The organism is Bradyrhizobium sp. SEMIA (assembly GCF_014844175.1).
Taxonomy (GTDB): Bacteria; Pseudomonadota; Alphaproteobacteria; order Rhizobiales; family Xanthobacteraceae; genus Bradyrhizobium; species Bradyrhizobium arachidis.
The window spans coordinates 9,531,416-9,555,184 of the sequence record NZ_CP046601.1 but is presented as its reverse complement, the minus strand read 5'-3'; the positions used below and the strand labels follow the sequence as shown (position 1 = coordinate 9,555,184).

Annotated in this window: 21 protein-coding genes and 2 pseudogenes; 9 read left to right on the top strand and 14 right to left on the bottom strand. The window is 58.6% G+C overall.

Features of this window, described 5'->3' with window-relative positions:
* Window positions 1-12: 12 nt before the first annotated feature.
* The 4 genes and pseudogenes from FOM02_RS45920 to FOM02_RS45905 form a co-directional block, all read right to left on the bottom strand.
* On the bottom strand, window positions 13-360 hold the full coding sequence (locus FOM02_RS45920; protein WP_265441299.1) for a hypothetical protein: 348 nt from the start codon (window positions 358-360) through the stop codon (window positions 13-15).
* Window positions 361-731: 371 nt separating this feature from the next.
* A pseudogene (locus FOM02_RS45915) lies at window positions 732-3,112 on the bottom strand (TonB-dependent receptor).
* A 99-nt stretch (window positions 3,113-3,211) separates the two neighbouring features.
* Entirely contained in the window at window positions 3,212-3,634 is a 423-nt protein-coding gene (locus FOM02_RS45910; RefSeq protein WP_027564669.1) for a DUF2946 family protein, read from the bottom strand.
* 354 nt (window positions 3,635-3,988) lie between these two features.
* The gene (locus tag FOM02_RS45905) at window positions 3,989-6,202 is read right to left on the bottom strand and encodes an ATP-binding protein (RefSeq protein WP_027564670.1); all 2,214 of its coding nucleotides are present in this window, start codon (window positions 6,200-6,202) and stop codon (window positions 3,989-3,991) included.
* A 512-nt stretch (window positions 6,203-6,714) separates the two neighbouring features.
* Between FOM02_RS45905 and FOM02_RS45900 the strand changes: the two genes are divergently transcribed.
* The 7 genes from FOM02_RS45900 to FOM02_RS45875 all read left to right on the top strand — a co-directional run bounded on the left by FOM02_RS45900 (window position 6,715) and on the right by FOM02_RS45875 (window position 12,752).
* Entirely contained in the window at window positions 6,715-7,791 is a 1,077-nt protein-coding gene (locus tag FOM02_RS45900; protein ID WP_265441298.1) for a sensor domain-containing diguanylate cyclase, read from the top strand.
* 447 nt (window positions 7,792-8,238) lie between these two features.
* Window positions 8,239-9,798, top strand: coding sequence for a winged helix-turn-helix domain-containing tetratricopeptide repeat protein (locus FOM02_RS45895; protein ID WP_027564671.1), 1,560 nt, complete (start codon window positions 8,239-8,241; stop codon window positions 9,796-9,798).
* Window positions 9,799-10,156: 358 nt separating this feature from the next.
* The gene (locus FOM02_RS45890; RefSeq protein WP_027564672.1) at window positions 10,157-10,609 is read left to right on the top strand and encodes an Hsp20 family protein; all 453 of its coding nucleotides are present in this window, start codon (window positions 10,157-10,159) and stop codon (window positions 10,607-10,609) included.
* A gap of 85 nt (window positions 10,610-10,694) precedes the next feature.
* The gene (locus FOM02_RS45885; RefSeq protein ID WP_084335052.1) at window positions 10,695-11,018 is read left to right on the top strand and encodes a hypothetical protein; all 324 of its coding nucleotides are present in this window, start codon (window positions 10,695-10,697) and stop codon (window positions 11,016-11,018) included.
* Between the two features lie 21 nt (window positions 11,019-11,039).
* A complete protein-coding gene (locus FOM02_RS45880) occupies window positions 11,040-11,258 on the top strand; it encodes a hypothetical protein (RefSeq protein WP_027564673.1) in 219 nt (72 codons plus the stop codon).
* A 1-nt stretch (window position 11,259) separates the two neighbouring features.
* Window positions 11,260-11,484: a Lar family restriction alleviation protein gene (locus FOM02_RS47465; protein WP_084335054.1), complete on the top strand. Its 225-nt coding sequence runs from the start codon at window positions 11,260-11,262 to the stop codon at window positions 11,482-11,484.
* A gap of 695 nt (window positions 11,485-12,179) precedes the next feature.
* Entirely contained in the window at window positions 12,180-12,752 is a 573-nt protein-coding gene (locus FOM02_RS45875) for a polysaccharide deacetylase family protein (protein WP_265442279.1), read from the top strand.
* A 1,725-nt stretch (window positions 12,753-14,477) separates the two neighbouring features.
* On the opposite strand, the gene FOM02_RS45870 is transcribed toward FOM02_RS45875, so the two are convergent.
* The 8 genes and pseudogenes from FOM02_RS45870 to FOM02_RS45830 all read right to left on the bottom strand — a co-directional run.
* Entirely contained in the window at window positions 14,478-14,945 is a 468-nt protein-coding gene (locus tag FOM02_RS45870; protein ID WP_322596943.1) for a low affinity iron permease family protein, read from the bottom strand.
* A gap of 569 nt (window positions 14,946-15,514) precedes the next feature.
* Window positions 15,515-15,691 (bottom strand): hypothetical protein, encoded by a 177-nt coding sequence (locus tag FOM02_RS45865; RefSeq protein ID WP_167336538.1) that lies wholly within the window; start codon window positions 15,689-15,691, stop codon window positions 15,515-15,517.
* 284 nt (window positions 15,692-15,975) lie between these two features.
* A complete protein-coding gene (locus tag FOM02_RS45860) occupies window positions 15,976-16,215 on the bottom strand; it encodes a hypothetical protein (RefSeq protein ID WP_027565142.1) in 240 nt (79 codons plus the stop codon).
* 473 nt (window positions 16,216-16,688) lie between these two features.
* Window positions 16,689-16,904, bottom strand: a complete 216-nt coding sequence (locus FOM02_RS45855) for a hypothetical protein (RefSeq protein ID WP_265441297.1) — start codon at window positions 16,902-16,904, stop codon at window positions 16,689-16,691.
* 176 nt (window positions 16,905-17,080) lie between these two features.
* Window positions 17,081-17,305 carry a hypothetical protein gene (locus FOM02_RS45850; RefSeq protein WP_265441296.1) on the bottom strand — a complete coding sequence of 75 codons (225 nt, stop codon included), beginning with the start codon at window positions 17,303-17,305 and terminating at the stop codon, window positions 17,081-17,083.
* Window positions 17,306-17,698: 393 nt separating this feature from the next.
* A complete protein-coding gene (locus FOM02_RS45845; protein WP_035730367.1) occupies window positions 17,699-17,878 on the bottom strand; it encodes a hypothetical protein in 180 nt (59 codons plus the stop codon).
* A gap of 63 nt (window positions 17,879-17,941) precedes the next feature.
* Complete coding sequence (locus FOM02_RS45840; RefSeq protein ID WP_027565144.1) at window positions 17,942-18,157, bottom strand: hypothetical protein; 216 nt, start codon at window positions 18,155-18,157, stop codon at window positions 17,942-17,944.
* A gap of 391 nt (window positions 18,158-18,548) precedes the next feature.
* Window positions 18,549-18,815, bottom strand: a pseudogene (locus tag FOM02_RS45830) (hypothetical protein); the annotation flags it as partial.
* Window positions 18,816-18,986: 171 nt separating this feature from the next.
* On the opposite strand from FOM02_RS45830, the gene FOM02_RS45820 reads away from it, so the two are divergent.
* Window positions 18,987-19,217, top strand: a complete 231-nt coding sequence (locus tag FOM02_RS45820; RefSeq protein ID WP_027565146.1) for a hypothetical protein — start codon at window positions 18,987-18,989, stop codon at window positions 19,215-19,217.
* A 194-nt stretch (window positions 19,218-19,411) separates the two neighbouring features.
* On the opposite strand, the gene FOM02_RS45815 is transcribed toward FOM02_RS45820, so the two are convergent.
* A complete protein-coding gene (locus tag FOM02_RS45815) occupies window positions 19,412-20,167 on the bottom strand; it encodes a ThuA domain-containing protein (protein ID WP_265441295.1) in 756 nt (251 codons plus the stop codon).
* A gap of 322 nt (window positions 20,168-20,489) precedes the next feature.
* On the opposite strand from FOM02_RS45815, the gene FOM02_RS45810 reads away from it, so the two are divergent.
* Complete coding sequence (locus tag FOM02_RS45810; protein ID WP_051378234.1) at window positions 20,490-22,466, top strand: adenylate/guanylate cyclase domain-containing protein; 1,977 nt, start codon at window positions 20,490-20,492, stop codon at window positions 22,464-22,466.
* 401 nt (window positions 22,467-22,867) lie between these two features.
* On the opposite strand, the gene FOM02_RS45805 is transcribed toward FOM02_RS45810, so the two are convergent.
* Window positions 22,868-23,722, bottom strand: coding sequence for a hypothetical protein (locus FOM02_RS45805; RefSeq protein WP_265441294.1), 855 nt, complete (start codon window positions 23,720-23,722; stop codon window positions 22,868-22,870).
* Window positions 23,723-23,769: the final 47 nt, after the last annotated feature.

Genomic DNA, 23,769 nt, shown 5'->3' with positions numbered 1-23,769 from the left:
CAGCGAAGACGCTCACGGGGCGGCGCGCCAGCAGCCGCGCGAGGTGTGGCTGCGCAGCTTAAGCGGCAGGCGGCGGTAGTGGTCGCCGTCCCGCGCGACATCTTCGGAGACGTCTCGCCAACCCTCGACCGGATTGAACGCGACGACGCGAAGCACCTGATCATATTGTCCGGCGAGCAAAGGCGGTGTGAGAGAAGGTCTGATAAAGCCCGCCGGTCCTTCGCCTTTACATAACCGGCGACGATCAGTTCCATTGCTTTGGACATACGAGCACACGCTTGCTAATTCAGCATTCCCTGTCGACGTGGGTCCCGAAGCCGGCTCTGGCAACATCGATCCAGAACTTGCTTCGGTGATCATTCCAGACCGGGTCCTAGAATATACGGCCTCACCCCATCCGCTCTCAGTCCGAGACGCGCGATCTCCTTGTCGGAAAGCCGTCGCCGCGCGATCCTTTTGTCTTCGCGAACGAGACCCGGATACCGCAGGATTTCCTCTTCCGCCTCACGAGCCTCACGTATTCCAACGGCGAAGAACCGGGGATCAGATGCGCGGCCCCCGATCAAGTGAACCTCGACGAGCCAACCGCAGGTCGCGAGTTCGATCGCATTCCCGGGCCCGGTCTCGGCGCCGACACCGTGCAACCCACCAGCCATTGCCGCGCTACCTCTGCCACTCATCTTGAGACCTCTTTCGACCGTCAGCGGCAGTTCTCCTTTCGGCCGTTCGGCTCAAAACTTCAGGTTTGCAAATGCCCGCACGCCGATGCCGGGCAGCAGCACCTGGTCCTTGGTGTAGGACACCGAGTTGCGGATGCTCTCGTTCAAGAGATTGTTGCCGACGAGGCCGACCGTCATCTCGCGCGCGCCGAACCAGGACGGATCGAGCTTGGTCTTGTAGCTGACGTCGGCCTTCAGCAGATTGTAGCCTGGCGTCGGCGTCTCCGCGATCGGGGCGATGTCGTTCTGCGCGAACGCATGCAAGAGGTTGATGCGCATGAACCAGTTGTCATCGCGCCAGTAGACGCCGCCGCCGACGCGTGCGGGAGGAATCCGCGGCACATTGGTGCCGTCGGTGAAGGTGGCGCGGACGACGTCGAACTGGTTCTCGATGCCCCAGATACCGCCATTGAGCGGTCCGACGTCGAGCTGGCTCTGGAACTCGCCGCCGCGGAAGACGGCGTCGCTTGCGAATATCTCGCTTGCTGCAGCTCAAGTTGGTCCGGATTGGCGATGTCCACGCAAGCCGCCTCGTCGCATGAGTTGCCGGTCAACCGGCGGAATATGAAGCCGTTGAACTTCGTGTAGTACCCGGTGAGTTCGAATCGGAACGGCCCTGTCGCCCGCCGCAGCCCAACCTCGATCGATTTTGCCGTTTCGATGCCGAGGTCTGGGTTGCCGATGTCGAAGGTAGCAGTCGCGTCATGCGCGCCGCGCGAAAAGAGCTCTGCCGGTTTCGGCGCTCGTTCGACGTATTGACCGGTAATGCTGGCCACCAGATTCCACGGCAGATTCTGGAGCAGGCCAATGCTCGCGCTCTTTGGCGTGAAGTCCAGATTGCGCGGCGTGGCGGGACCAATACTGGCGGGGTCGACGTTGACGTCGAACACGGGAGGTATGAATGCCGGCGTTGTCCCGGCGAGGTTGACGTGCTCAATGCGTCCGGCAATCTGCGCCTTGGTGGTCTCGCTGAATTTCAGCTCGTTGAAGACGTAACCGGCGACCCTGTTGTTGTTGTTGGGGTTCCAAAGTCCGTTCAGCGGGCTGCCTGGATCGTCAGGACTCGGTGCGGTGAGCTCCTGATGGCCTCCCTGCATGCCGAACGCGGTGGTTACCTGCGCGAAGCGGGCGTTGAACGGCATCATCTGCACTTCAACGCGCGCCTCTTGCTCCTTGTTGGTGAAGGTCTGGCGTACGCCGTCGCTGAACGGATCGGCTGGGTCGGCCAGCCCGAGCTCATTGTGCCGGTAGTCGGTTGCGCCGGCCCAGAGACGGATCGCATCGATGGCCGCTGCATCCGGCCGGTATTCGCCCTTCATGGTGATTTTGGTCTGATGCGCGTCAATGCGGGTGTTGTGGTCGGCTCCATCGATGCCAGGGATGTGATAGAGCGAATCGTTTTGCGTAATGGCGGCGCCAATAAAGCCGCCATTGAAGATGTAGGAGCCGCCGATCGAGGCACCATCTGCCTGCACGGCCGAATTCGGCTGCTGTCCACCGACTGGCCGGGTGTGGTCGAACAGGTAGGGATAGCTGGGAATGTTATAATCGCTGGCCGTGCGACCAAAGGCGTCGGCGTGAAACGCGAAATTGCCTCCGCCGGTATCGAGCAGGATGCCGCCATCGACACCACGATCGACGGAACTCACCGCCGTTCGCGTCTCGACGTTCACGCAAGGTGACGTTGGCGCGGCAGCCAACGGCGCTTTCGCCGGTAGTCCGTAGGTCTGGAACGGAGGGGCCGGGCATGTGGGCAGGGCATCCGGAATGCGGTTGTTGGTCGCACTTACCACGCCGCCGATCGAAGTCGAGCCGTAACGCATCGCAGCCGGACCACGAATGACCTCGACCTGGTTGGTGGCGAGCGGATCGACCGGCACGAAGTGATCTTCCCCCAGATCCGAGGCGCCGCCAGCGTTGTTGCCGTTCTCGATGATTCCAACGCGATTGACGTCGAGACCTCGGATAATCGGCCGGCTCGAGGCGCCTGGTGCGAAGGTCGAGCCGGTGATGCCGGGCTTGGAGAACAAGAGGTCGCCGAGCTGGGCGGTGCCCTCCCGGCGAATTTCCTCGTTCGGCACCACGGTCACCGTTGCGAACTGGTCGGTCACGACTTGCAGCACGCCCTGTTGCGCTGCTGCCGGGGCCGCAGACGCAGGTTGGGCTTGCGGCGCGCGCTCGCGAGTGCGTCCGGGTGCGCTGCGGGCGACGCGCACGGGGGCGCGCGTGGGAGTAACGACGCGCCGCCGCACGATCGGACTGGGCGCAGTTACGGTGACGGACGGCAGTTCGGTTGCCGGCTTCTCCTGTGCCGTCGTCGGTGTCGCCACTGCGGCAAGCAGGAGCCAGCTCGCTCCGCCGATATGGAATGCTCGAGTGGGCCTGGAAGCCATGATCCCGATCCTGCTGCCGTCGAGTGGAGTGACGGCTCGATATCGATCGTTCCATTGCTGTCGCTTTGCGTGACGCGGGCGACAGCGATGATCACATCATCAATCGGTGGACAGGGGAGGCGCGCGGGACTGGAACGCCGAGCGTGCTGATTGCACGCGGGGGAAACCGGCGTCGGTCGCAAGATACGGGAGATCGATGGTCTGCGGCAGCAAGAGCACCGGTGGTGCCGCCAAAAGCGCGCTGTCTACGAGCGAAATGACTGCACAGATCGCGCAAGCGCCGGCCGGGTGGTCACGATCATCGTTGGAAGGTGGCTGTTTCCGAGAGGCCTCTGTGGGAGTAGCTTGGGTAAGGACGGCCACGCTGCTAGGCGGAGCCACTTTCGTCAGCGATGTCCAGGTCGCTGGCACCGCCTTGGCGGCCAAGGCATGGAAATGCCCGAACGACAGCGCGAACTCGACGACAAGCGCCAACAGCGCCAGCCGCGAACCAAGTTTCAGGTGCTTCCGAAACCAATTCATGCCGCATCACGCTTGCCGGGAGCCACTCAGGGACCCAGCTGTCCCAAGCGTTACTTTATAACATGGAAGCCGGATTGCAATGTGAACTCTTGGCATCGGCAAGACGCAATTGCTGCTACGCATGAGTCCGGAAGTGGCCCATCGCTGACCTCCCCTATTGGCCTCGCACGGTCCGCTTCCGAGGCCTAAGCGGAAAGCCATCGTGGAGACGCCGAGGGGAGCCTTTGACCCGTTCCGGACATCCTGCCGACGCTTGACCCCGATCTCTTTACCCAGTCAGAATGAGGCCTGGTTTGAATAATTCGGATTCTCCCGGTTTCGGGGTGGATCGTCGCTCATTGGCAGAAGGCTTAACTAAGGCAGAGCCTGCTCCCCCTGGATCGCCTCGACGATCGAACCGTCCAGCGCCCCAACTTCCTCCGGCTTTAGTTGGGATGAGATGGCCGAAAGGGCCGATCCCAGAGCATGGCGTCGCTTGGGATCGCCTTCGCCCTTGATCGCCTGGCGGACCGGCTCAGCGAGTGCCCTCGCGTTGTCCGGCCTTAGGAGAATTGAAATCGCCGCAAATGCCTGCGTCAGGGTGCTCATGTGAGCCGTGTCCGCCGTGTTCTGGATCTTCTGGATGACGGAACTAGCGAGGGTCTGCACCTCCTCCGGCCTTAGGTCCGATGCGACGGCAACAAGTGCGCCTTGCAATGCAATCATCTGATCCGCATTCGTGGTGCTGTTCATGGTGTCAATCATCCGGCCCGCAATTGCCTGCACCTCTCCGTGCTTGAACAATTGAAGGGCTCTTACATTCTGCATAAACATTTCCGTCCGAGCATGAATTAGATCACGGTCTGTTGTGCTATGGATTTCTTTAAAGAAGGAGGCGGTGGCTTCCCGCGCTCTACTTTCCATATTCCAAAAGATCAAACCGCTCAGAAGACCTAGAACTAGAACAAATGACCCGCCTACGCTTAACAGCCGAGCTGGGAGGCGGGCGAGACTCAAGGCGGCATAACCTCGGCTGTTGCCATAGCGGAACCGGCCTTTCATCCGCGCCCATGCTAATCGGAATTGCATCCCGACAGGCAGGAGGGCCTTCCACTTTTTCCAAAGCGTGCCGGCATCCTGAAACGCCTTTGCGCTGTCCTCAAGAAGATAGTGCCAGCGGTTGGCCCGCCGCTCGGCAGCCAACACACCGCGAACCAGATAATCGTGGTCAAGCCGGTAGACAGTGTGACCACTGCCCGGCTCGCTAGGGCTACGAAGCACTTCCCCCCGCTCCAGTTCGTCCAGGGCCTTGTCGAGCTCGGCGCGAGCGACGGGCTGCCCGCTCGATTTCGCAAGGACAGCTAGAAGATCCTGGCTGCCGCGAGACCGCGTTTTGGTCCTGTTTAAGGGATCAATCAGGTCCACAAGCACTGCCCGGACCTGACTGGGTGCCATCCTGACTTTCCGCGCGGCTCCGTTGACTTGCTGCTCGATATAAAACGCCTCGATTCCCGCTACGCCACCAACCCGCTCATATTGCTTAACGTTGAGTGGTTTTAGGCTTTGGATGCCGCCGAGCATGATCTTGAGCTGCTGGGGCAGTATGACGTCTTGTTCGGAGACGTCGCCTATGATGCGGTCGCGCAGTTTGGTCCAGCCTGCGTCCGGATCGGCAATCACCGGCGCCGCAGGAGTCCCTTCCGTGAGGCGAGTGAGCAGTTCGGCAATATACGGAGACCGCACGCGATCTAGGCGCAAAGCCTGCACAGATCCGAAAAACTCAACAGAGCTGAGGCCAGCGGCAGTATCGCTCCGCGTGACGAACAGGCAACGCAGCTTGTCCTGTTCTAAGAGTCCTGCGACCATGCCCCAGAAGGGATTGCTCTGTCGCAATGTAGCAGGATCGAGCCATACGTTATTAGGCAGAAAGCGCTCCCTGTTACGCGCTTGATAGTCGTCGAACTGGTCGAAGATAATGAGTGGGGTGCGCATTTCCTTGTCATTGAGTCGGACAAGCTCCTGTTCCAAGTCCGCGAGCGCGGGCAACCGTCGTCCGCACGATGCTGACGGACCGTCAGTTGGTTTGGCCTTGGCATCGGAGCCGACGGTGCCACTTGCAATCAAGGCGCTCTTCAGGGCCTTAGACGGACTCCACTCCCAATCATCGACCCACCAATCGTCGAGCAGAAGCGGTTGGATAGATCTGTGATCCTTGAGTTTCGGCAGGAGTCCAGCCCGCACGAGTGCTGATTTGCCAGAGCCCGACTCGCCTTCCAGAAAGGTGATCTGCTTGGCGAGGCATCGCTGGAGAAGATTTTTGATGTCATCTGCACGGCCGACAAGATGCTCGGAGCTGTCGCGATCAAGCATAAGCGCATCGGGCTTTAGAAGGCGAGAATGGCGTGTGCGCCATTTAGCTAGCATCCATATGCCAAGAAGAAAAATTGCGACGTACAGGGTGACAGCCGCCCAAAGCGGCAGCCCGATCGTCTTTTTGATGATCTCAGCTGCCGCGCCAATGAGGCCGCCCGCGGCAGTGAGGATCCCGGACATGAGCAGAAGTTGCTTTTGGGTGTTCTCTGAGATCATGCTTTTCAACTCTCGAAGATTTTCTGCTTGAGTTTGAAAAAAGCAAAGCCGTCGCTGAGAGCCAGACCGACATCCCATGGAAGGCAACATTCCGAGCCTGATCTTGCTCGGACGCCATTATCGCTGCTGGGGAGCGCGTGAAACTATCGCGGTCTTATCGAAGATCGAGTCATCATCTGCTCCTCAACGGAACGACTCGGTCTAATGTTAATATGACTCTGCTGGAAGGTGTGTGAAGAGGGTCACACTTGATGATGGCAAGTCAACAGCATTTCCGGTTGTGGCCCATCGGCGACGTTGCGCCGCGTCTGACGGAGGTCCGCCTATCGCGGCAGAGCGGACCAGATTTGCTCCACCTGAGTTCTTAAGCATTTTGACCCGTTGCAGACCTCGAGCACGTTCGGCGAAGATATCTCCAATTTTACCTATTGAGAGAACCGGGCGTTCAGCGCAATTGTGAACTTGGTAGCAATCGAGACGTGCTCAAAGGTCAATGCCTAGGGAGCTATCAAGTGTTGCCCAACATACAGTTTATTGATCCAAAATTGCCGCATTCAGCGGCCCGCAGCCTTCAATCGATGCTCGCGGATGAGCGCTTTCTGCTCCCTTACCTGCTAGCGCTAGCACTGTTTTCGACTGCGTTGGGGCTGACGGCAGGGGATGTGGTGATAACTTCCTTGGCGATGACAAACGTCACGTTGGCTCTATTTCGCATCGGGTTCGTAAAACTATGCAGGTCAAGCCCCGCTTATTTGCCGACCTTGCTAGCGATTGGCGTCACTTATTCCGCGTTACTCGCTGCTCTCGTTGTGCGAGCATTCTCGCTCGGGAATGAAGTTGCTATCGCTCTTGTGGTGCTGGCCGCTTCGGGGCACATTCCCGCCGTGACCATCAGAGGCGCTGCAGTACCGGCGCTCGCAATTCCGAACGTCTCCACGCTGTTTGCGTTGCTTACTACAGCGGCGCTGGCGCACGGCACCGATTATTGGGCAGTTGCAGCGATACTAATATGCTTTTGGATTGGGACTCTTCAGCAGATAAATTCATTGCACAGCCGAGTTCGTGATCAGCTCCTTGCAAAGGAATACATGTCACGGGCAGCTCTAACAGACGCATTGACGGGACTTGCAAACCGTGCAGCGCTCGAAGATGCGCTTGAGCGACAGTTAGCATCTGGCGTCACGGTAGTCGCCCTGATTGATCTAGATCGATTTAAGGCTGTCAATGATACGTATGGGCATGACACGGGCGACGAACTGCTCAAGTCAGTTGCTACACGGATCCTCGATGAGCTCGAAGGCCATCATCTCGTTGTGCGTCTCGGCGGCGACGAGTTCGCCATACTTTTTGAAACAGGATTCGGAGCGGCGAATGCTACACGCGAGGCAGAGCGCATTGTATTGGCACTTGAAAGACCTTTTGTCATTGGCCCCAACATGGTCACTATAGGCGCGAGCATCGGCATAGCTGCAGCGGTTCACGGAGATACTGCCCGCTCACTCAAGCGGCGCGCAGACGACCGTCTCTACGATGTAAAGCGCGGAGGGCGTGGATACGTCGCCCATGACAGTGCTATCGCCGCTGCTTGACCAGGGACATCTTAGTACGACGACTGCTTCTGGCCCATCTGCGAAGTGGCGCCTCGTCTGCCCAAGGTCCGCTAATTGCGCCCGAGCGGACCAGATTTGCTCAATCTGAGTTCTTCGCAGTTTGACCCATACCGGAAGTCGGCATCTGTGCCACGATGCGGCTGGCCGAGTCCAATTCCGACCGGCCACCACTGCCAGTTTCGACATCGCAGTCGCTCCCATTTCCGCCATTCTTGAAACGCGCCCGACAAATTCTTGAGGGTGCTGGGATCGCGTCGCTGCGACACGGTCGTCTGAGCTAATTTATTTCCACTCAGACAAGGCGCCAAGTCCCCGGTGAGCACGCTTGACGTGCTGCTTACATTTTCTTTACCGGCAGCTTATTCTTTGTGTTCCAAGTGTCGATAGAGCCCCGATGACCGGAGACCCCCTAAAGGGATTGGCAGCTTGCGCTATCTTTTCGAGAAGTACGCATTCGACACCGACCGGCGCGAACTGCATCGCGGGGCAGACGTCGTCTCCGTTGCGCCCCAGGTATTCGACCTGATCGATTACCTGATCCGCAACAGGGAGCGAGTTGTCAGCAAGGACGACCTCATCAAAGCTATTTGGAATGGGCGCAGCGTATCCGACGCGGCGCTGACAACCCGTCTGAATGCCGCCCGGACTGCAATCGGCGATTCCGGCGAGGAACAGCGCTTCATCAAGACACTACCGCGCAAGGGCTTCCGTTTCGTCGGAGCAGTCCGGGAAGCGAAGGAACCAGCAGGCGCAGCAGTTGCCGACGACCAGCTAGAACTTCAAAAGCCCGACCTTGCGCTCCCCGACAAACCTTCCATCGCCGTGCTGCCGTTTGAGAACATGAGCGGCGATCCCGAGCAGGAATATTTCGCCGACGGCATGGTGGAGGAAATCATCACTGCGCTGTCGCGCTTTAAGTCTCTGTTCGTTATCGCACGTCACTCGAGCTTTACCTTCAAAGGCAAAGCTGTCGATTTCAAGGAGGTCCGACGCGGGCTTGGCGTGCGCTATGTGCTTGAGGGATCTGTGCGCAAGGCATCTGGGAAAGTTCGCATCACAGGGCAATTGATTGATGCGGTGACAGGTGCCTATCTATGGGCGGACAGATTCGAGCGCGATCTGACGGATATTTTCGCTCTCCAGGACGAAGTAACGCTCGCCGTCGTCTCGGCTGTTCAGCCAAAGATGCTTCAAACAGAAATCGAAATGGCGACGCGGCGGCGACCAGAGAACCTCACTGCCTATGACTTTTTTCTCCGATCCATACAACAGTATTACCTGACGACCCGCGAAAGTTTGGCCGAGGCGATCAGGCTCGCTCATCGCGCTTTGGAGCTAGACCCGAAGTTCGGCTCTGCGGCGGCTCTGGCAGGTGACTGTCATGCGAGCAACGTCGCTTTAGGCTATGCCAACGATCCCCAGTTCGACTGCAAGGAAGCAGTTCGGCTTGCTCGTTTGGCATTGAGGATCGATGATGGTGATCCGGACACGTTGTCAAGGGTTGCCGTAATCTTGGCGGGCATGGTCGGCGATAGTGAAGCCGAGATCGAAATGGCTGACCGGGCGGTCGCGCTCAACCCAAACTCATGGCGCACTTGGAACAACAGAGGCTGGGTCTATATAATGGCGGGGCTGCCGGAGGAAGCGATCCGAAGCTTTGAACGCGCCATTCGCATGAGCCCGGTAGACCCGCTGCTGCACATGACGTTTCTTGGCATTGGGCATGCCCTTATGGGGCTTCGCCGCTTTGACGAGGCGATCGTCGTATTGAAGAAAGCCCTTCGTCAGAATCCCTTCTTTGTGCCAGCTTGCCGCGGCCTCGCGTCCGCCTTCGCCCATCTCGGACGCGACGCTGAGGCGCACGCCGCGGCGGCGCGCGTGCTTGAGATCGATCCCGCCTTTACAATATCGGCGCATATCGCCCGGGTCCCCAAAAACTCGAAGCTGTTTATTGAGGGTCTTCGGAAAGCGGGGTTGCCCGAATAAGCTTCCTGCGCTGTGCGGACGATGTGATCGAATGACCGCTTCTGGCCCTTAGCCGACCCGAGCTGAGGCATGACCATGTCGGCTATTTGGACGCAGACCGCCGCTTGTGCCCCCGAGCGGCCATAGAGCGCAGCGAAGCGGTTGAGACCTTCCACGACAAACAACAACGCTTAGCCAGACCGCCCGTTAAGGCCCTAAAATTTTTCGTTACCCTCTTGAAACTTTTTTGCCCGTGGCAGATTTTTTGGTCGCCGCAGACATGGCGGCCGGGGCGCCTTCGGGGCCCCGAAAACAAGGCGGGCGCCGGACGGTGTCCGGTGCCAGCTCGTACCCAACTTGCTCTTTGGAGGATTTGGCTATGAGGTATGATTGGACTCCCCTGTGGAGGTCGACGATTGGGTTCGACCACCTGTTTGACGTTCTCGACGAGGTCCAGCGGACCGCCGAAGAGAGCTATCCCCCCTATAACATCGAGCGGCTCGACGAGAACCGGTTCCAAATCTCGGTGGCGCTCGCCGGATTCTCACCGGACGAGGTGGGCCTTACGGTGGAGCAGAATGTCCTGACGTTGGAAGGCCATAAGGCCGAGAAGGACGAGAAGACCTTTCTGCATCGCGGAATGTCGACACGCTCGTTCAAGCGCCAGTTCACCTTGGCTGACCACGTCGAGGTCAAGGGCGCGCACTTCGAGAATGGTCTGTTGGTCATCGAGCTTCAACGCGAGATTCCCGAGGCCATGAAGCCGCGGCGCATCGCCATCGCGGGCGCAAGCGCCGGGCAGGTCAAGCAGATCGAGGGCAAGGCCGCCTGACCAACGCGGCTTGGTTCCGATCGCCGCCGCGCGGGATTGCTCCCGCGCGGCCACCTTAATGCGACTTATGATGGGAGGTTGAGCCATGCGGACGACGCCCGCACACGATAACGTCTTCGATTTAAATGCCCTTCTTCATCCCGGCACGGTGTTCTCGCATCCGCGCGACGTCGTCGCTGACCCGACTTTGAGTCTGGCCGAGAAGCGGGCCATCCTCGCGTCATGGGCTTCTGACGCCTCGGCGATCGCGTCCTGTCCAGCGTTGCGCTCACCGGTGGGACTAAAGGCGTCTGTTCGTATCGACGAAATTCTGGAAGCGCTACGCGCGCTGAATGGGAACGGTCCGCGCAACCCGCCGCGCGGCAAGCCCATGCGTCTGCGCTCGACTGAGCGTTGCGCTGCGGCGTGAGCGAGGGTCTCAAATGATTCCATGACTGACGTCACACAGCTGATTCCAGGTCGCTTCTATTGGGTCCTTGTGCGCTCAAGCACGAAACATCCCGAGTGGCAGCCGGCACGTTTCACCGGCACTACTTGCCAAGAGGACGGCGCGAAGTGGGACTTCATCGGCTTCAACAGCGACGTCGGTCATCATTTCGTCGAGGTCGTCGACATCGGCCCAGAACTACTGCCTAAACGCTCGTGTTAAGATGCCTAGGAAGCCTAGCGACAGCCCAGCTATCGATCCACTGCGCGGACTCCCCATTTCTGTACAACCGCTGCGGCCCTGTCCTTTCTGCGGCAGTTCGGAAGTTTGGATCAACAGCGACATCGATCCAAAATTTGCAGTATGTAAGGAATGTTCAGCTTTCGGCCCCAATGCGCCGACCGTTAGGCAGGCGGCCGAGCATTGGAACAAACGAACCAGCTCCTAAGGCGCACGCGATACATGCCTGCTCCGCGCCGCTCGATCTCGCATACGGGATTTTTTGCCGCAGCGATGTCCGCTCGTGGCCCTTAGCGGACCAATCGCGGTTTGTGTGCCACGGCAGCTTTTGACCCAAGTCCGACATGCGGGGAGCGATCCCTCGCGATGGCATCCCGGGACATTGTCGCTATCACCGGCTTAGCGAACGGAATCCGCCGGCAGGCCCTCGTAGCCACAATTGGGTAATCACTATTGCCCTCGGCTGTACCCTAATTCTCAACTCTCTTCCTACATTTGCGTCGAAGTTTACGAGCAGAGTGCGATTTTGGGGGGACAGATGGCTGCATTTGATGCCCCAGTAGCTGTCATTGGTGTTGGTCCATTCGACGCATCGACCGCCACGCGTTTGCGGTCTTGGGGCGTAAACCTTCTTATCTTTAGCCCACCCGTCAACTGCCGGCGCAAGTCTGAGCGCTTTGCTTCCAGTTTGGCGGATCCGGCCGAGTACTACTCTCTACAGAAGTCCCGCAAAAGGGCAGCGCGGACGTTTTCTGAAGCTGACCGTCCTGACCGAACGGATTTCTTCCGTGGAGGTAGCCTCAAGTGAAGCAGCTGTTAAAACATAGCCTGTTTTATGGAGTTAAGGGTCTCGGACTTCTCCCGGTTTGTCGCAGATTTTTCGCTGGCAGAGCGGTCATCTTGATGTTCCACGAGATTCAGCGAGATTGTCGGTCGGAATTGATGACCGGCGCTTCGGTTGAACTTTTCGAGTTTTTGGTAGATTGGCTGCAACGAGAAGGATGGGCGATCGTTAGTCTCCAAGAGTGCCTTAAGCGCTTGGCCGAAGATGACCGATCTCGCCGCTATGCGGTCGTCACTTTCGATGACGGGTACCGGGACAATGTCTCGGTAGCGCTTCCGATCCTCGAGCGCCACAACGCTCCATTCACAATGTATGTGCCGACAGATGCTTTAAAGCGGACCATGCAGTGCTGGTGGCTGGGAGTGCGCGAACTAATTCGCTCGAGAGAAGCGGTAACGATCGACGCAATGGGTGCGCGGTTTCGTTGCCCTGATGAGCGGAGCAAGCGAGCTGCCCTCGGCAAAGTAAGAGACTGGGTGCACCAGGATTATAAACGTGCCGCGTCGCTCACGGCGACATTCGAAAACGCCGGCATTTCCACGGCGGCGCTGAATGATCGGTATTTCCTGGATCCGGGCGAGCTCCAAAGTCTGGCGCGTCATCCTCTCGCGTCGAGGATGAATACCCTGTAATTATGGTGCACGGATGCACGCCAATTGCTCATTTGTCACCCAGAAAGTCGGCGTGCATCGCGAGGCAGCCGCTCGCTTATATTGTTGTAAAAATTCCTATGCAGGGTGAAAAATTTAGAGCTACCCAAATCGGGAAAAAGTGGCAATGGGAACTGCGCTTTGCTGCGTGTTTATCGGCGCAAGCCGCTAGTTACCCAGAGCCACATCCAGCCAAGGAAGAAGAGAAACCGGCCGCCGGGTAGGCCGGTTTTGGAATCGCAGAAACAGGTGGCCTTGGCGGGAGGAAAATCGCACAAAGGTGCCTTCGTCTTGAACGGCGCACAGTCACTATCGTACTTGGCCCGGACCGCAGCCGATGCGCGCTCGTAAGCGCGCATGGGCATCGCCCTTCCAAGCGAGGATGGCCATCGAGCCAGCAACACAGCCCCAAAGCAAAGAAAGAACCATTCAAAGCAGCAGCAAACGCCTCGCCGGATTCATGGTCTCCTCGACTAAGAATGGAGGAATGCGGTTCTTAGATGCCAGGCTAAGCTCTGCGCCCAAATTCGGCCCATCGTCGGACCCAAACCTTTCCGCCACATGATTACGCACGCAAGTACTCTTCCGCGCTAAGTGACCAAGTCGGGCAGTTCATCGGGAAGCCTTCGCGCTCCATTAGACGTACCAAAGTTGCGAGCTGTACCGGCACGACATACTCACCAGGCCTCCAAGACCGCACGCTGCGCGGCGCGGCAGCAATGCCACGGACAAAGCTCGATTGATTGTAACCAAGTGCGATTAGAGCGGCGTCGAGCTGCTTTCTGCAGCGCTGCGGCGGCTCATCCTCGTGCGGAGCCGCACCCTGTCAACTCGGAGGCGGACAATCGTGACGCCGGTATGTATCGGAAAGCGGACGACCGCCCCGGCCAGGCAGGGGACATGCTGCTGAAGGATGTAGGCCGCGGCCGCGACTGGAGGTGCTTGGTCGGTTGCACCAAGCAGAGGTGTGGTTTGAATGGAGTAGCCCTTTCCGCCGACGAGAGCACCTGCCGCTTATAGAGAGGGTCGCGAGCGCTCGGATGGGATCAGGTGAATCTGCCGCAGATTGGGAAGGTGCGGCTGACGACGGGCGAGATAGCGGTGCCGAACGAACGCGCCCGCGTGGCGTCCCCTTCGACGCCATGGCCTTCCACCAGGGGATCTGATCCTGTGACGGCTTGCTGAAGTGGTGACCGCGATGCAATCCTGTTACTTGGATCGTTTACTGCGCCGGTCGCTTTGCTGCTGGCTTGCGCGAGATGATCGCCTCCACCTTCCTCAGCGTCTCTGCAAACTCAGATTGGAGAAATTGTTCATGTTCTCGGTCTTTCGGCTCAGAGAGGAACGCGACCTTCACGAGGAAACGGTTTAATAGCGACGCAATGGCAAAGTTGTCCGAGTGTTGCGAACGGAGTGCCGTGAGTTGCCGACGCATCTCAAGGAGATCGAGGGCGCCGCTGTCTGACTGCCTTTTCAAATGAAACTCGCGAGATGCCTGCAATCAAACGAAGCCGCCGCGTTGAGTATGACGGCTTCGCCATCGGGGGACTCGGACCATGGGCGATGTCCGGCCGTGAGAAGCTAACGCTCCGCAGCTTCGCTGCAATCAAAGTCTGGAATTAAGCTTGATGTCGCGGTGTCGGGTTAATTCCGGAACCGCGACGGTGAGCATTCAACGCGACCGAGTTGTTTAAATTAGACCGCGGCTCACGATGCACGCACCTCTGCTCGTTCCCGCTCGACTTCCTCAGCGTCCTTGTCATCGATATTCATAAGCGAGTTTCTGGCGTCCGCATGAACTTTCAGGAGTTCGTCGAGCTTGGCATGAATAGCTCGCGTGTCGCGATGCTCGGCGCGCTGGATCACGAGGGTTCTCCAGGTCACGAGAGTGGCAAGCGAATGCCACTCTAGGCTCTTGCCGAAGGCCATCCAAAGCGCGGCATAAACGAGAAACACGACGAACGCGGCTGGCCGTGCAGCCAGCACGCCGATATTGGTCAACCAGCTTCGGACTTCCTTCAAGGCCATGGCAATCAACGTGGCGCTGCTTTTGTGGGTTCCACGAACCTCTACAGATCGCGATCCATTGCCGTATGCCGGCGGTTCTTCACTTTGGTCCAATGCTTTCGGCGCCCGAACACGCGGTAGGTTCCTGAGCCAGAGCGAAATTTCCATGGCCGCGCCTGGGAATGGAGCGTGACCTTGAGCGGTTCATTGCCTTCCAACCAGCGAGGAAGGTCATGACGACGAAGACGAAAAAGGAGCTGGCGGTTTTGACCCTGAGTACATTGGCAGCTCTGCCGGCATTCGGCGCTGTTGGCCTTTTTATGTTGGGCGTAATTGCTTGGTAATGTCGGTTGGCTGGAGGCCACGCGGGCCCATGCCATCAGAAAAAAACCGGCAACGGGTGCGAGCGGAAGCTGAACCATCATGCCGTCAGCAAACGCCAATGCCGTTGTAGGGGTCGTATTGGTCGCGGCGCTCCTTTATCTGATTTTGCGCACTAATTGCCCGCGGCCGAACGACGCCGGATCGCGCCTCGGCACGTTCAGCCAATGGGCGCGCTGCACGCGTTAGTTAGCGCTTGCTCTTCAGAGACGCTCCGCAGAGCTCTGAGCGCTCCGTTCCATAGAAGGCCCTATCGCAGTGATCGACCGGAAGCGGCCTTGCTAAATAGACTTTGCAGCTGCTGCTGCAACAGCAGACGGCTAACACAATGTTCATGTGACGTTGCGGACGAAAGGTTACGCGGCGAGATCGAAGGACGCGATCAGGGCACGCACATCATCAGCCAGTTCATGATAGTGCCGGCTAGCCCGCCGGTACAGATCGCGATTGCTTCCTTCCGATTTCTTGGCAATTTCCTCGCACTCGGCGGCGAGGCACTCAAATCGATCCAGTTTCGCCTGAAAAGCACTCATGAAAAACGCCTCTCACATTGGTGATCCGACGTTTAGCCGCAGCGATCGGCGAGAGTAAACACAATTCGATGCTGCGCTGCGGCGGCTGATGGTTCTCAGCCACGGGGATCGGGTCGGCACTTATACCGGCCTGGCGCGGGTCTCCCTCGCGCCAGATAGGCGGCGAGCAGCCGCCGGCTGAAACAACTCTGCTATTGTTGACGGGGTTCCCGCGTGGGCGCGATCGGGCACCGATCCTTTGCCTATCTAGCGACCGCCGACAACAAGGCCCCAGAAAAGTGCCTTCAGTTATGCTCAGCTCTTTCTCCGGCAACTGAGCCCGGCGGCGGCTTCAATTGCTCCATACCTGCTTCAATGATCGCGAGTTCGTCTTGGACATCCTGAATGGCCTTCGCGGCATCGACGCTAGAGATGCCGCGAAGGTCGTCGAACATTTTGCGCCGGTGTGCAAGCAACTCGGAAAGCGCTCGTTCGTCTCTTGCGGTGACGTATCCGGCGACAATCAGCTCCATCGCTTTCGACATTTGGATCGCTCCTTGGCGCCGGTTAATTCCTGGTCTTTGAAAGGTGGACGGCTGAGGTGTGGCTGCGCCGTTCCTTTGCTTCGGTGCTGAGGCGCGGGACCGTTGTGACAATCGCCGCAACGAGCGCGATCCAGAAACAGACACCGAAGATGTACAAAAGCAATTTGCGCATATCGCTTTTCGCGCAGAGGGACGGAGCCGACGCGCCGAATATAATGGCGCGCCGACTTCGCCACGGGGCCGGACGAGCAACATCCGGTGGCGGTAAACCTAGCGGAGCCGGCTGCCGTCGCAACCAAAGTCGCGAATTAAGCTTGATGTCGCAGCTACAGGTTAATTCTGGAACTGCGAATTTGATGCACGGCAGTTCTTGGTACGTGCGTGATCTGATGACCGACAAAAGCGCCGCGAGCGAAGGCTTGTTTTGATTGAGACTAACGAGCGCGCACGCAAGCGGCGCGCGCCGCCTACTCCTATTCAGGGCCGCCGATGTCAAACGCGCCGAGGCGAAAATCCTCGTCGGACTGCTCCACCATGGAGCCCGCGATCAAAGTGAATGCAGCTTCCGGGTAGCGAGCCCAGACTTCGATGTCCTCTGACGTGACGGTTAGGTATCCGAAAAAGCACCTGTATCGGCCCGGCTCAGTCACCCGGCCGATCTTGTCCCACGTGATCTTGTTAACGCGCATCTCTGTCGATCAAAAAAAAGAAGCCCGCTCACCAAGCGGCGAGCGGGGCTCCTCATGCCCATGTGTATCGCCCTGTCCGGTAAGTGAGGCGCTATCAAGCATCATAGAGACTGGTTTCCAACCGGCTACAAACGCGAAATGAGCCGATCAAACTGAGGCGAACTCACTGGTCCCACTCATTGTGAGGCAGTGCGCCGGGCGGTGGCTTGAGTTTCTTCGAGGCCAGCTTCGATCAGCGTTAGCTCTTCTTGGATCGCTTTGACCGCGTTTTCAGGATTGATGCCTGACAAGCCTTGCAGCTGACCGAGGACCTTGCGGCGATGCGCCAGCAAATTCGTCAGGGGGCGCCGATCGCGCACCTTGACGTAGCCAGCGACGATAAGTGCCATGGCCTTCGACACCTGAGCTTCCTCATGCAGTCGCTTCTATTCAGGGGTCCGTTGCGGGCATTGTACAGTCGGCTTCAATCGCGGCCGGCTGAGTGCCGCCAGTCCGGCTTCGGTAATTCGATACTCGACACCGGCTTTGGATGATCGTGTCTGCATCCATCCGCTGCGGACAAGGGTAAGCTTTGTTCCGGGTCTGTCGTCCAATTTCGAGCTCGCTACCCATTCAAGGTCGCGCAGCCGATCGAGAAATTGTCGGTGGTGCTGGTTAAATGTCGGAGGGCGTTTCGCCTTTCCTTGGAGGCTTCGCACGATGTCTCCTAGAGAGCGTTCTGCTTCTATGGGCGTGCAAGATCGCATAGCAATGTTGGTGATGTGTTTGCCTTCGGGAAAGTTCGGCAATGTCTTCTAAAACCTGTCTGGACTATTCTCGAGGCAATGGACCACGACGATATACCTGCGGGGTTCGCGGTCAGTGTGCTCCTCGGCGGTCTCGGTCCATGCCCGGCCAAGGTGGGCGCCGAAATCATCGAGCACGAGATAGATGTCCCGATCGGAGCCGGGCACAATCGAGGGCGAGATACGCATGACGCTTGCTCCATCAACCCGCTAATCCAATCGGGTCGCACCGAGTGCGTCAAGGTCGCCCTTTCAGGGTTGAAGTCTTGAAAGCAAGCGCTGGCGATCCTGATTGCGGCGCCGCTGCTCTGCGCGCAACCGTTCGAGTTCGGCTTCAGCGTCGGCGGTGTCCCCCTTCTCTCGCTTCAATGCGAAAACGAGCGCCTCTTGCTCCGCGAGCCGACGTTCGCCTTCAACGACTTCGCGCTCGACTTGTCTCAGTTCGTCCCATATCGCAGTCTGGTCCATCGCGAACCTCGGACGGCAAAGGAAGGAAGACGGCCCCGGCGGGGATGCGATGATGGGGATTGAACCGGGGCCGCTCCACCAGCTCTTAAGCCAGCGAAAGAAGAACCGCCGTCGCGTTTGCCAGTTCCTATTGCCCGGAGAGCAGGTCTTCCCTTCGGATCAGGCGCACGTAGGTGCCGCTCTCGTGCAGCTCAAGCCAGCCCTTCTCGATTGCATACTTGATCCCAGCGCCGAACTCTGACCGCTGGCCTTGAGCGTGAAGAGGAACGGCGCGTTGATCTTCTCGATGTGGATGCGGCCGTTTTGGACCGGCGCAATGCTGGCGGCGAGTTCGATCAGCTTGCCGCGGTTTCGGGGTCGGCGAAGGCCCGTTCATCGGTCAGTTTCAACTTCAGCGCTCGCCCGGCCACCAGATCGACGGCGGGTCAGTGGCTGAGATTCTTGTGGTCCGCAAGGCCACCAAATGGCTGCGCTTGAACGGCCGTTCTTGGCGATCAGAGCACTGCCGACAACGCATGTAGCGCTCCAGCTCGTGAATAGGGGCGGTCTTCGCGCGCCTGACAACGTCCAGCGCGACGGTCTGGTGGGCGTCGCAGCCCAGGCACTTCACCTCCAGATAGTGCTAGCCGGCATTGAGAGCGTCACCGAGCATCGCGGACCGTCAGCGCAAGGAAATCCTCCAGCTCCAGCGGGCCGGGATAGGGACGGCATCGGCCGAAGCCCTCCTCGCGCGGATGCAAGCGAAGGTGGATGAACTCTGTGCCCAGCGGGATGAGAAGAAGAAGGCTGAATCGCGCGAGATCAAGCCGCGGGTGCTCGGGGGGCGGAAATGGTGAGAGTTCATCCGCAGTATTTCTCGGACTGGGACAACCCGCCCGAATACATCAAGGCGTTGGAACTGGTGAGAAGGCTCGGCACCCTTGAGGGCTGGTGTCACGACCACGTCCTCGCCATCCAAGTCGCCATCGACCAGTACGCCGAGGCCGCGCTAGGCAACCGTGAGTTCTTCCTCAACAAGCCGTACGGCATCGGGCCTCGGAGCCAGACTGATATCCCGTAGTTATTTCTTCTCGGCCTGACCGTGGTTCGTGCCGCTTTCCGGTCCGATGTAGATGCCGGTACGCATGCACTACTCGCCGTCGCAAAGGCTCTTGTTGATCCGCTTCACCACGCAAACAGGCGAGCGGCATTGTCGATAGCCGCCACAATATTTGCCTGTAGGAAAGGCACAAGCGGCATAGCAATCCGGTTGCACTAGGCCGACCTTCTCGTAGACCAGACGATAGCGTTAGTGAGGATTTTCTGGCAGCGAGGGTCCTGCCAGACCGACGCCTCGTGGCCAAGCGCCGAATAGAATACTCGCCCCTCGCCGTAAAATCGTTTCCAGGCGAGCGGCCAACCATAGAAGCGTTGATGCACACCGGCCTTATTGAGGTCCACCGAGCTTTGGTCGAGGCGCAGGAGCACGCGTGATCCACGATAGTCGAAGTCGCTAATCTGGTAGATTTCATCGTTCAACTGCAACGAATTCCCCAGAAACGCCACCAGTGGATCCGCAACATCAGCCACCTCGATGGTCACACCCTGATGCCAGGGATGACCGTTGAAGTAGCCGCCGATCAGATCGAGATAGTCTGGCCAAGTGTAGAATGTGTCCGTGGCCGAGTGGACGCTGAGAAAGCCACGGCCCGAGCGCACAAAGTTGAGAAGTGCTAGCTTTTGGGCGCCGCTCATCGGAATTTCACCGCTTGTGTAGAACATCACAGCGGCGTACCGCTCGAGGTTTCCGGTCGAAAATTCAGACAAGTCTTCCGTTGCGATGACTTCAAAGGCACCGGAATTCCTTCCAAGCTGCGTCAGGATTGCTTCGGAAAGTGGTATCACGTCGTGCCGATAGCCGGCCGAGTATGTGAAATAGAGGACACGTTCTGGCGGGCGCTCTGCACGCGCGCCGAGCGGTCGGATTGCCGCCGCGCTGCTGACGAGTGCGATGAACTCGCGTCGCGTCACAGTCCTCTCCCGATGCTTAACCGGCCAGAACAGCTTAGCACATATCAGCGCGCCGCGCGCCAAGCGGCGCCACTCTACGCCCGCGGTTCAATTGATAGCCTCGACTTGGCAATGTCGCTTAATGGCCCATCGCTGCCGCATCACACGACCGAGGATATGTCGGCTGTCAGGGGTAGACCGGGCCTAACTTAAGCGGGGCCAGACTGTCGCGATTGACCGGATTCGAACATTAGCGGCGCCAGACTATCAATTCGACCACACTGACCCGCGGCGCATGTGGTAGCTTACCCTTGGCAGAAAGGCTTCGGAATCGGGGACTGCTATGCCTGAAAGCCAGTTGCGCAGGCTCACAGCCATCCTGGCAACCGATATCGCCGGGTACAGTCGCCTCGTCGAAAATGACGACGAAGGTACGCTGGCCCGGTGGAAGGCACATTGTCACGAGCTCATCGAACCTAACATCAAGGAATTTCACGGGCGGATAGTAAGGGTCATCGGGGACGGAGCAATCGTAGAATTCGCAAGCGTGGTGGACGCTGTGCGGTGTGCCGTTGAGATACAGCGCGGAATGGCCGCACGCAACGCTGACGTGCCGCAAGAAAAACGAATCGTGCTCCGTATGGGCATCAACTTCGGAGAACTCATCCTTAATGGCGGCGACGTTTGGGGCGATGCTGTGAACATAGCGGCACGTTTGGAGGCGCTGGCGGAGCCTGGGGGCATTTGCGTTTCCGGCAGGGTACAGGAGGACGCCCGGGGCAAGCTCGACGTCGTCTTTGAGGACGCGGGTGAGCAGCAGCTAAAGAACATTGCACGGCCAGTGCGCATATACCGCATAGGCATAGGTTCGGGGGTGTCTTCTCCTCCGGTCATCCGGCGGAAACCGGGCGCCGCCAGATCCAGGCTGCGGGTGGGCCTAGTCGCGGTCGCACTGCTTTTCCTGCTGGGCGGTGTCTGGCAACTGGTCTTCCACCCGTTCTCTCTATCGCAGGTATTCCCCGAGGTGCAGACCCCAGCTCTGCTCCCTGACAAGCGCTCTGTTGCCGTGCTCCCCTTTCTCAACATGAGCAGCGACCCTGACCAAGAGTATTTCAGCGATGGGATGACCGAGGATCTCATTACGGACCTCTCCAGGCTCGAAGGGTTGGTCGTCATCGCCCGCAACTCCGTTTTCACATTTAAGGGCAGGGCGGTCAAACCAGCCCAAGTGAGCCGAGAGTTAGGGGCACGATACCTCGTCGAGGGAAGCGTGCGCAAAGCCAGCAACCGAGTTCGGATCACGGCACAGTTAATCGACGCCAACACGGGTTATCACATGTGGGCCCAGTATTACGACCGGGACTTACAGGACGTCTTTGCCGTGCAAGAGGAGATCGCCCGGAGGATCACGAGTGCGTTGGCAGTGACGTTAACAAACGAGGAGGATAAGCACATGGGACGACCATACACGAGCAGTGAGGTGGCTTGGGAGTATTTCATGCGCGGGGCAGAGCTCTATCGACGCTTCACACCCACGGACAATGCGCATGCGCGGGACCTTTTCGAGAAAGCTATTGGCCTGGACCCGGAGTTTGCAAGGGCGTACGCGAATCTGGCCTCCACCCATCGGACAGATTCCAATGGGAGTTGGACTCAGGACCCCGAATCTTCAAAGGAGCTGGAATTTCGCATGGCGCAAAAGGCGGTTGAGCTGGCGAGAAGGGAGCTCGAACCTAAACCTTCGTTGCCATTTGCTCTCGAAACAATGGGCCGGTGTCTCTTGTACAGAGAGAGACAACAAGAGGCCCTTCAGGCGGCAGAGGAGGCGGTCCAACGCAATCCCAACTACGCGGATGGCTATTCCTTATGGGCGCAAGTGCTGGTCTATTTGGGTAAACCGGAAGAAGCGCTTCGCAAGTCGCAAGCAGCTATCGACCGCAATCCCATATATCCGTTCTACTACGCCTTCTACCGCGGCCAGGCTTATTACGTCTGGGGCGTCCTGACCTCAGCACAGGACCCCAACGCCAGCAGGCAACGTTTTGAGGAGGCCGAGACACACCTTCGGGAGGCCCTCAGCAAAAACGAAAATTTTAGGCCGGCCCGCTCGTACCTCGTGGCTGTCCTCAGTGAGCTTGGTCGGCAAGACGAGGCGGCGCAGGAGATGAACATATCCTTAGAGAAAGGTGAGCCGTTGGCCAAGATCTTGAAGGGTGGCAACCAGCAGCTCGTTGAGGAGCATATCCGCAAGCTAACCCCATATACAAATCAAGAGATCAGAAACCGCCTTGCGAAGGCCTGGCGGGAGGCGGCGAGTTGAAGAAGGCTCCACAAGCATAGAAAAGGTGCCCCGAGCTGTAAAACGGCGTCAACTGCCCGTTCAGATTCGCCAGGACGTCAAACACGTTGGCGATGGTTTTCGGCATGTCCCGCTGACAGCTCCGGTAAGGGTTACATCAACCCTGCGAGCAGGCTGCACTCGTGGTTTGTTGCAGCGCATGAGTCCGTTCATGGCCCATCAGCGAAGTTGCGCCTCGGCTGACGGAGGTCCGCTCGTTGCGGCAGAGCGGAATTTGCTCACTCTGCGTTCTTTGCATTTTGACCCAACTCAGACATAGCTGTACATGTGCATTCGGCAACCTTATGCGAGCGATGGCACGCCGCAAATTCGCGCCGATGAAGGGCCGAAGACATCATCGCAACCAAGCTCGGTCGTTCGTCTCAATATATGACGACACCGCTGGATACGTCGCTACCTGCGCCCCCGGAAACGCATTGAGTAGGTGGATCGTTGAAGCAGCCGACCCTCACGCCCCCGCTGGACGCAAAGCCACAGCTTGGGTACCCGACGCAAACGCTCACGCAGCTTGCGCATGATCCCTCGCCGACGCAGCGGCTGCACCTCGGCGGAGTACCGCGCCCGTCACACCCCCCGCCACCAACGCCGCCATTCGAGCGCTGCATCGTTTGATACTGCTGCTCTGCGTCTTTGGGCATGGGCACCGGCCAAGACCACGAGATGAAGAAATCTTTTGTGTCGGCATCGCCGGAATCGATCGGGAGGGGTGTGTCCTTGACGGCGTCCTGCATGCACTTGAGAGCAGCGTGGTTCTGCTCATGGTCAAGCACCGTCGAATGGGCCAGAATCACCTTTTCAGGCATCCAGTACTTGTCCCGCCTCGCGAAGGTGTATTCCATCCTGATATCGCCCGTTCCTTTGAGAGAGTCCCAGCAACTCTTGAGACGGGTCGTCACCTTGTCATGAAAATAGGTGGCCACGCGCTTTTGGGCCGCGACCTCCTTGGCCAGTTCACCCTTGGAAAGTCTCTCAGGACCAAAGCGTCCGTGAGCAGTGGGTCGGTCCAGCATATCGGACTCGCTCATGGATCGAGCCGGCGTGCCCGACTGGGTTGGCTGGTCGGCTGCACCGGATTGAGCGTTATTGGACAGGCTCTGTTGGGAGAGGCCGGGCGTTGACCCAAACAAGGCAAACACCAGGCCGAAGACTAGCACGAGATCTTTCTTCCGATTTGGCGCTAGCAACAGCAGGCTCAAGATCACGGACAATCGTCTCATGGAATCCTCCCCTAGCTACGCGGGCGGTCCCCTAGTGGACTGTAGCC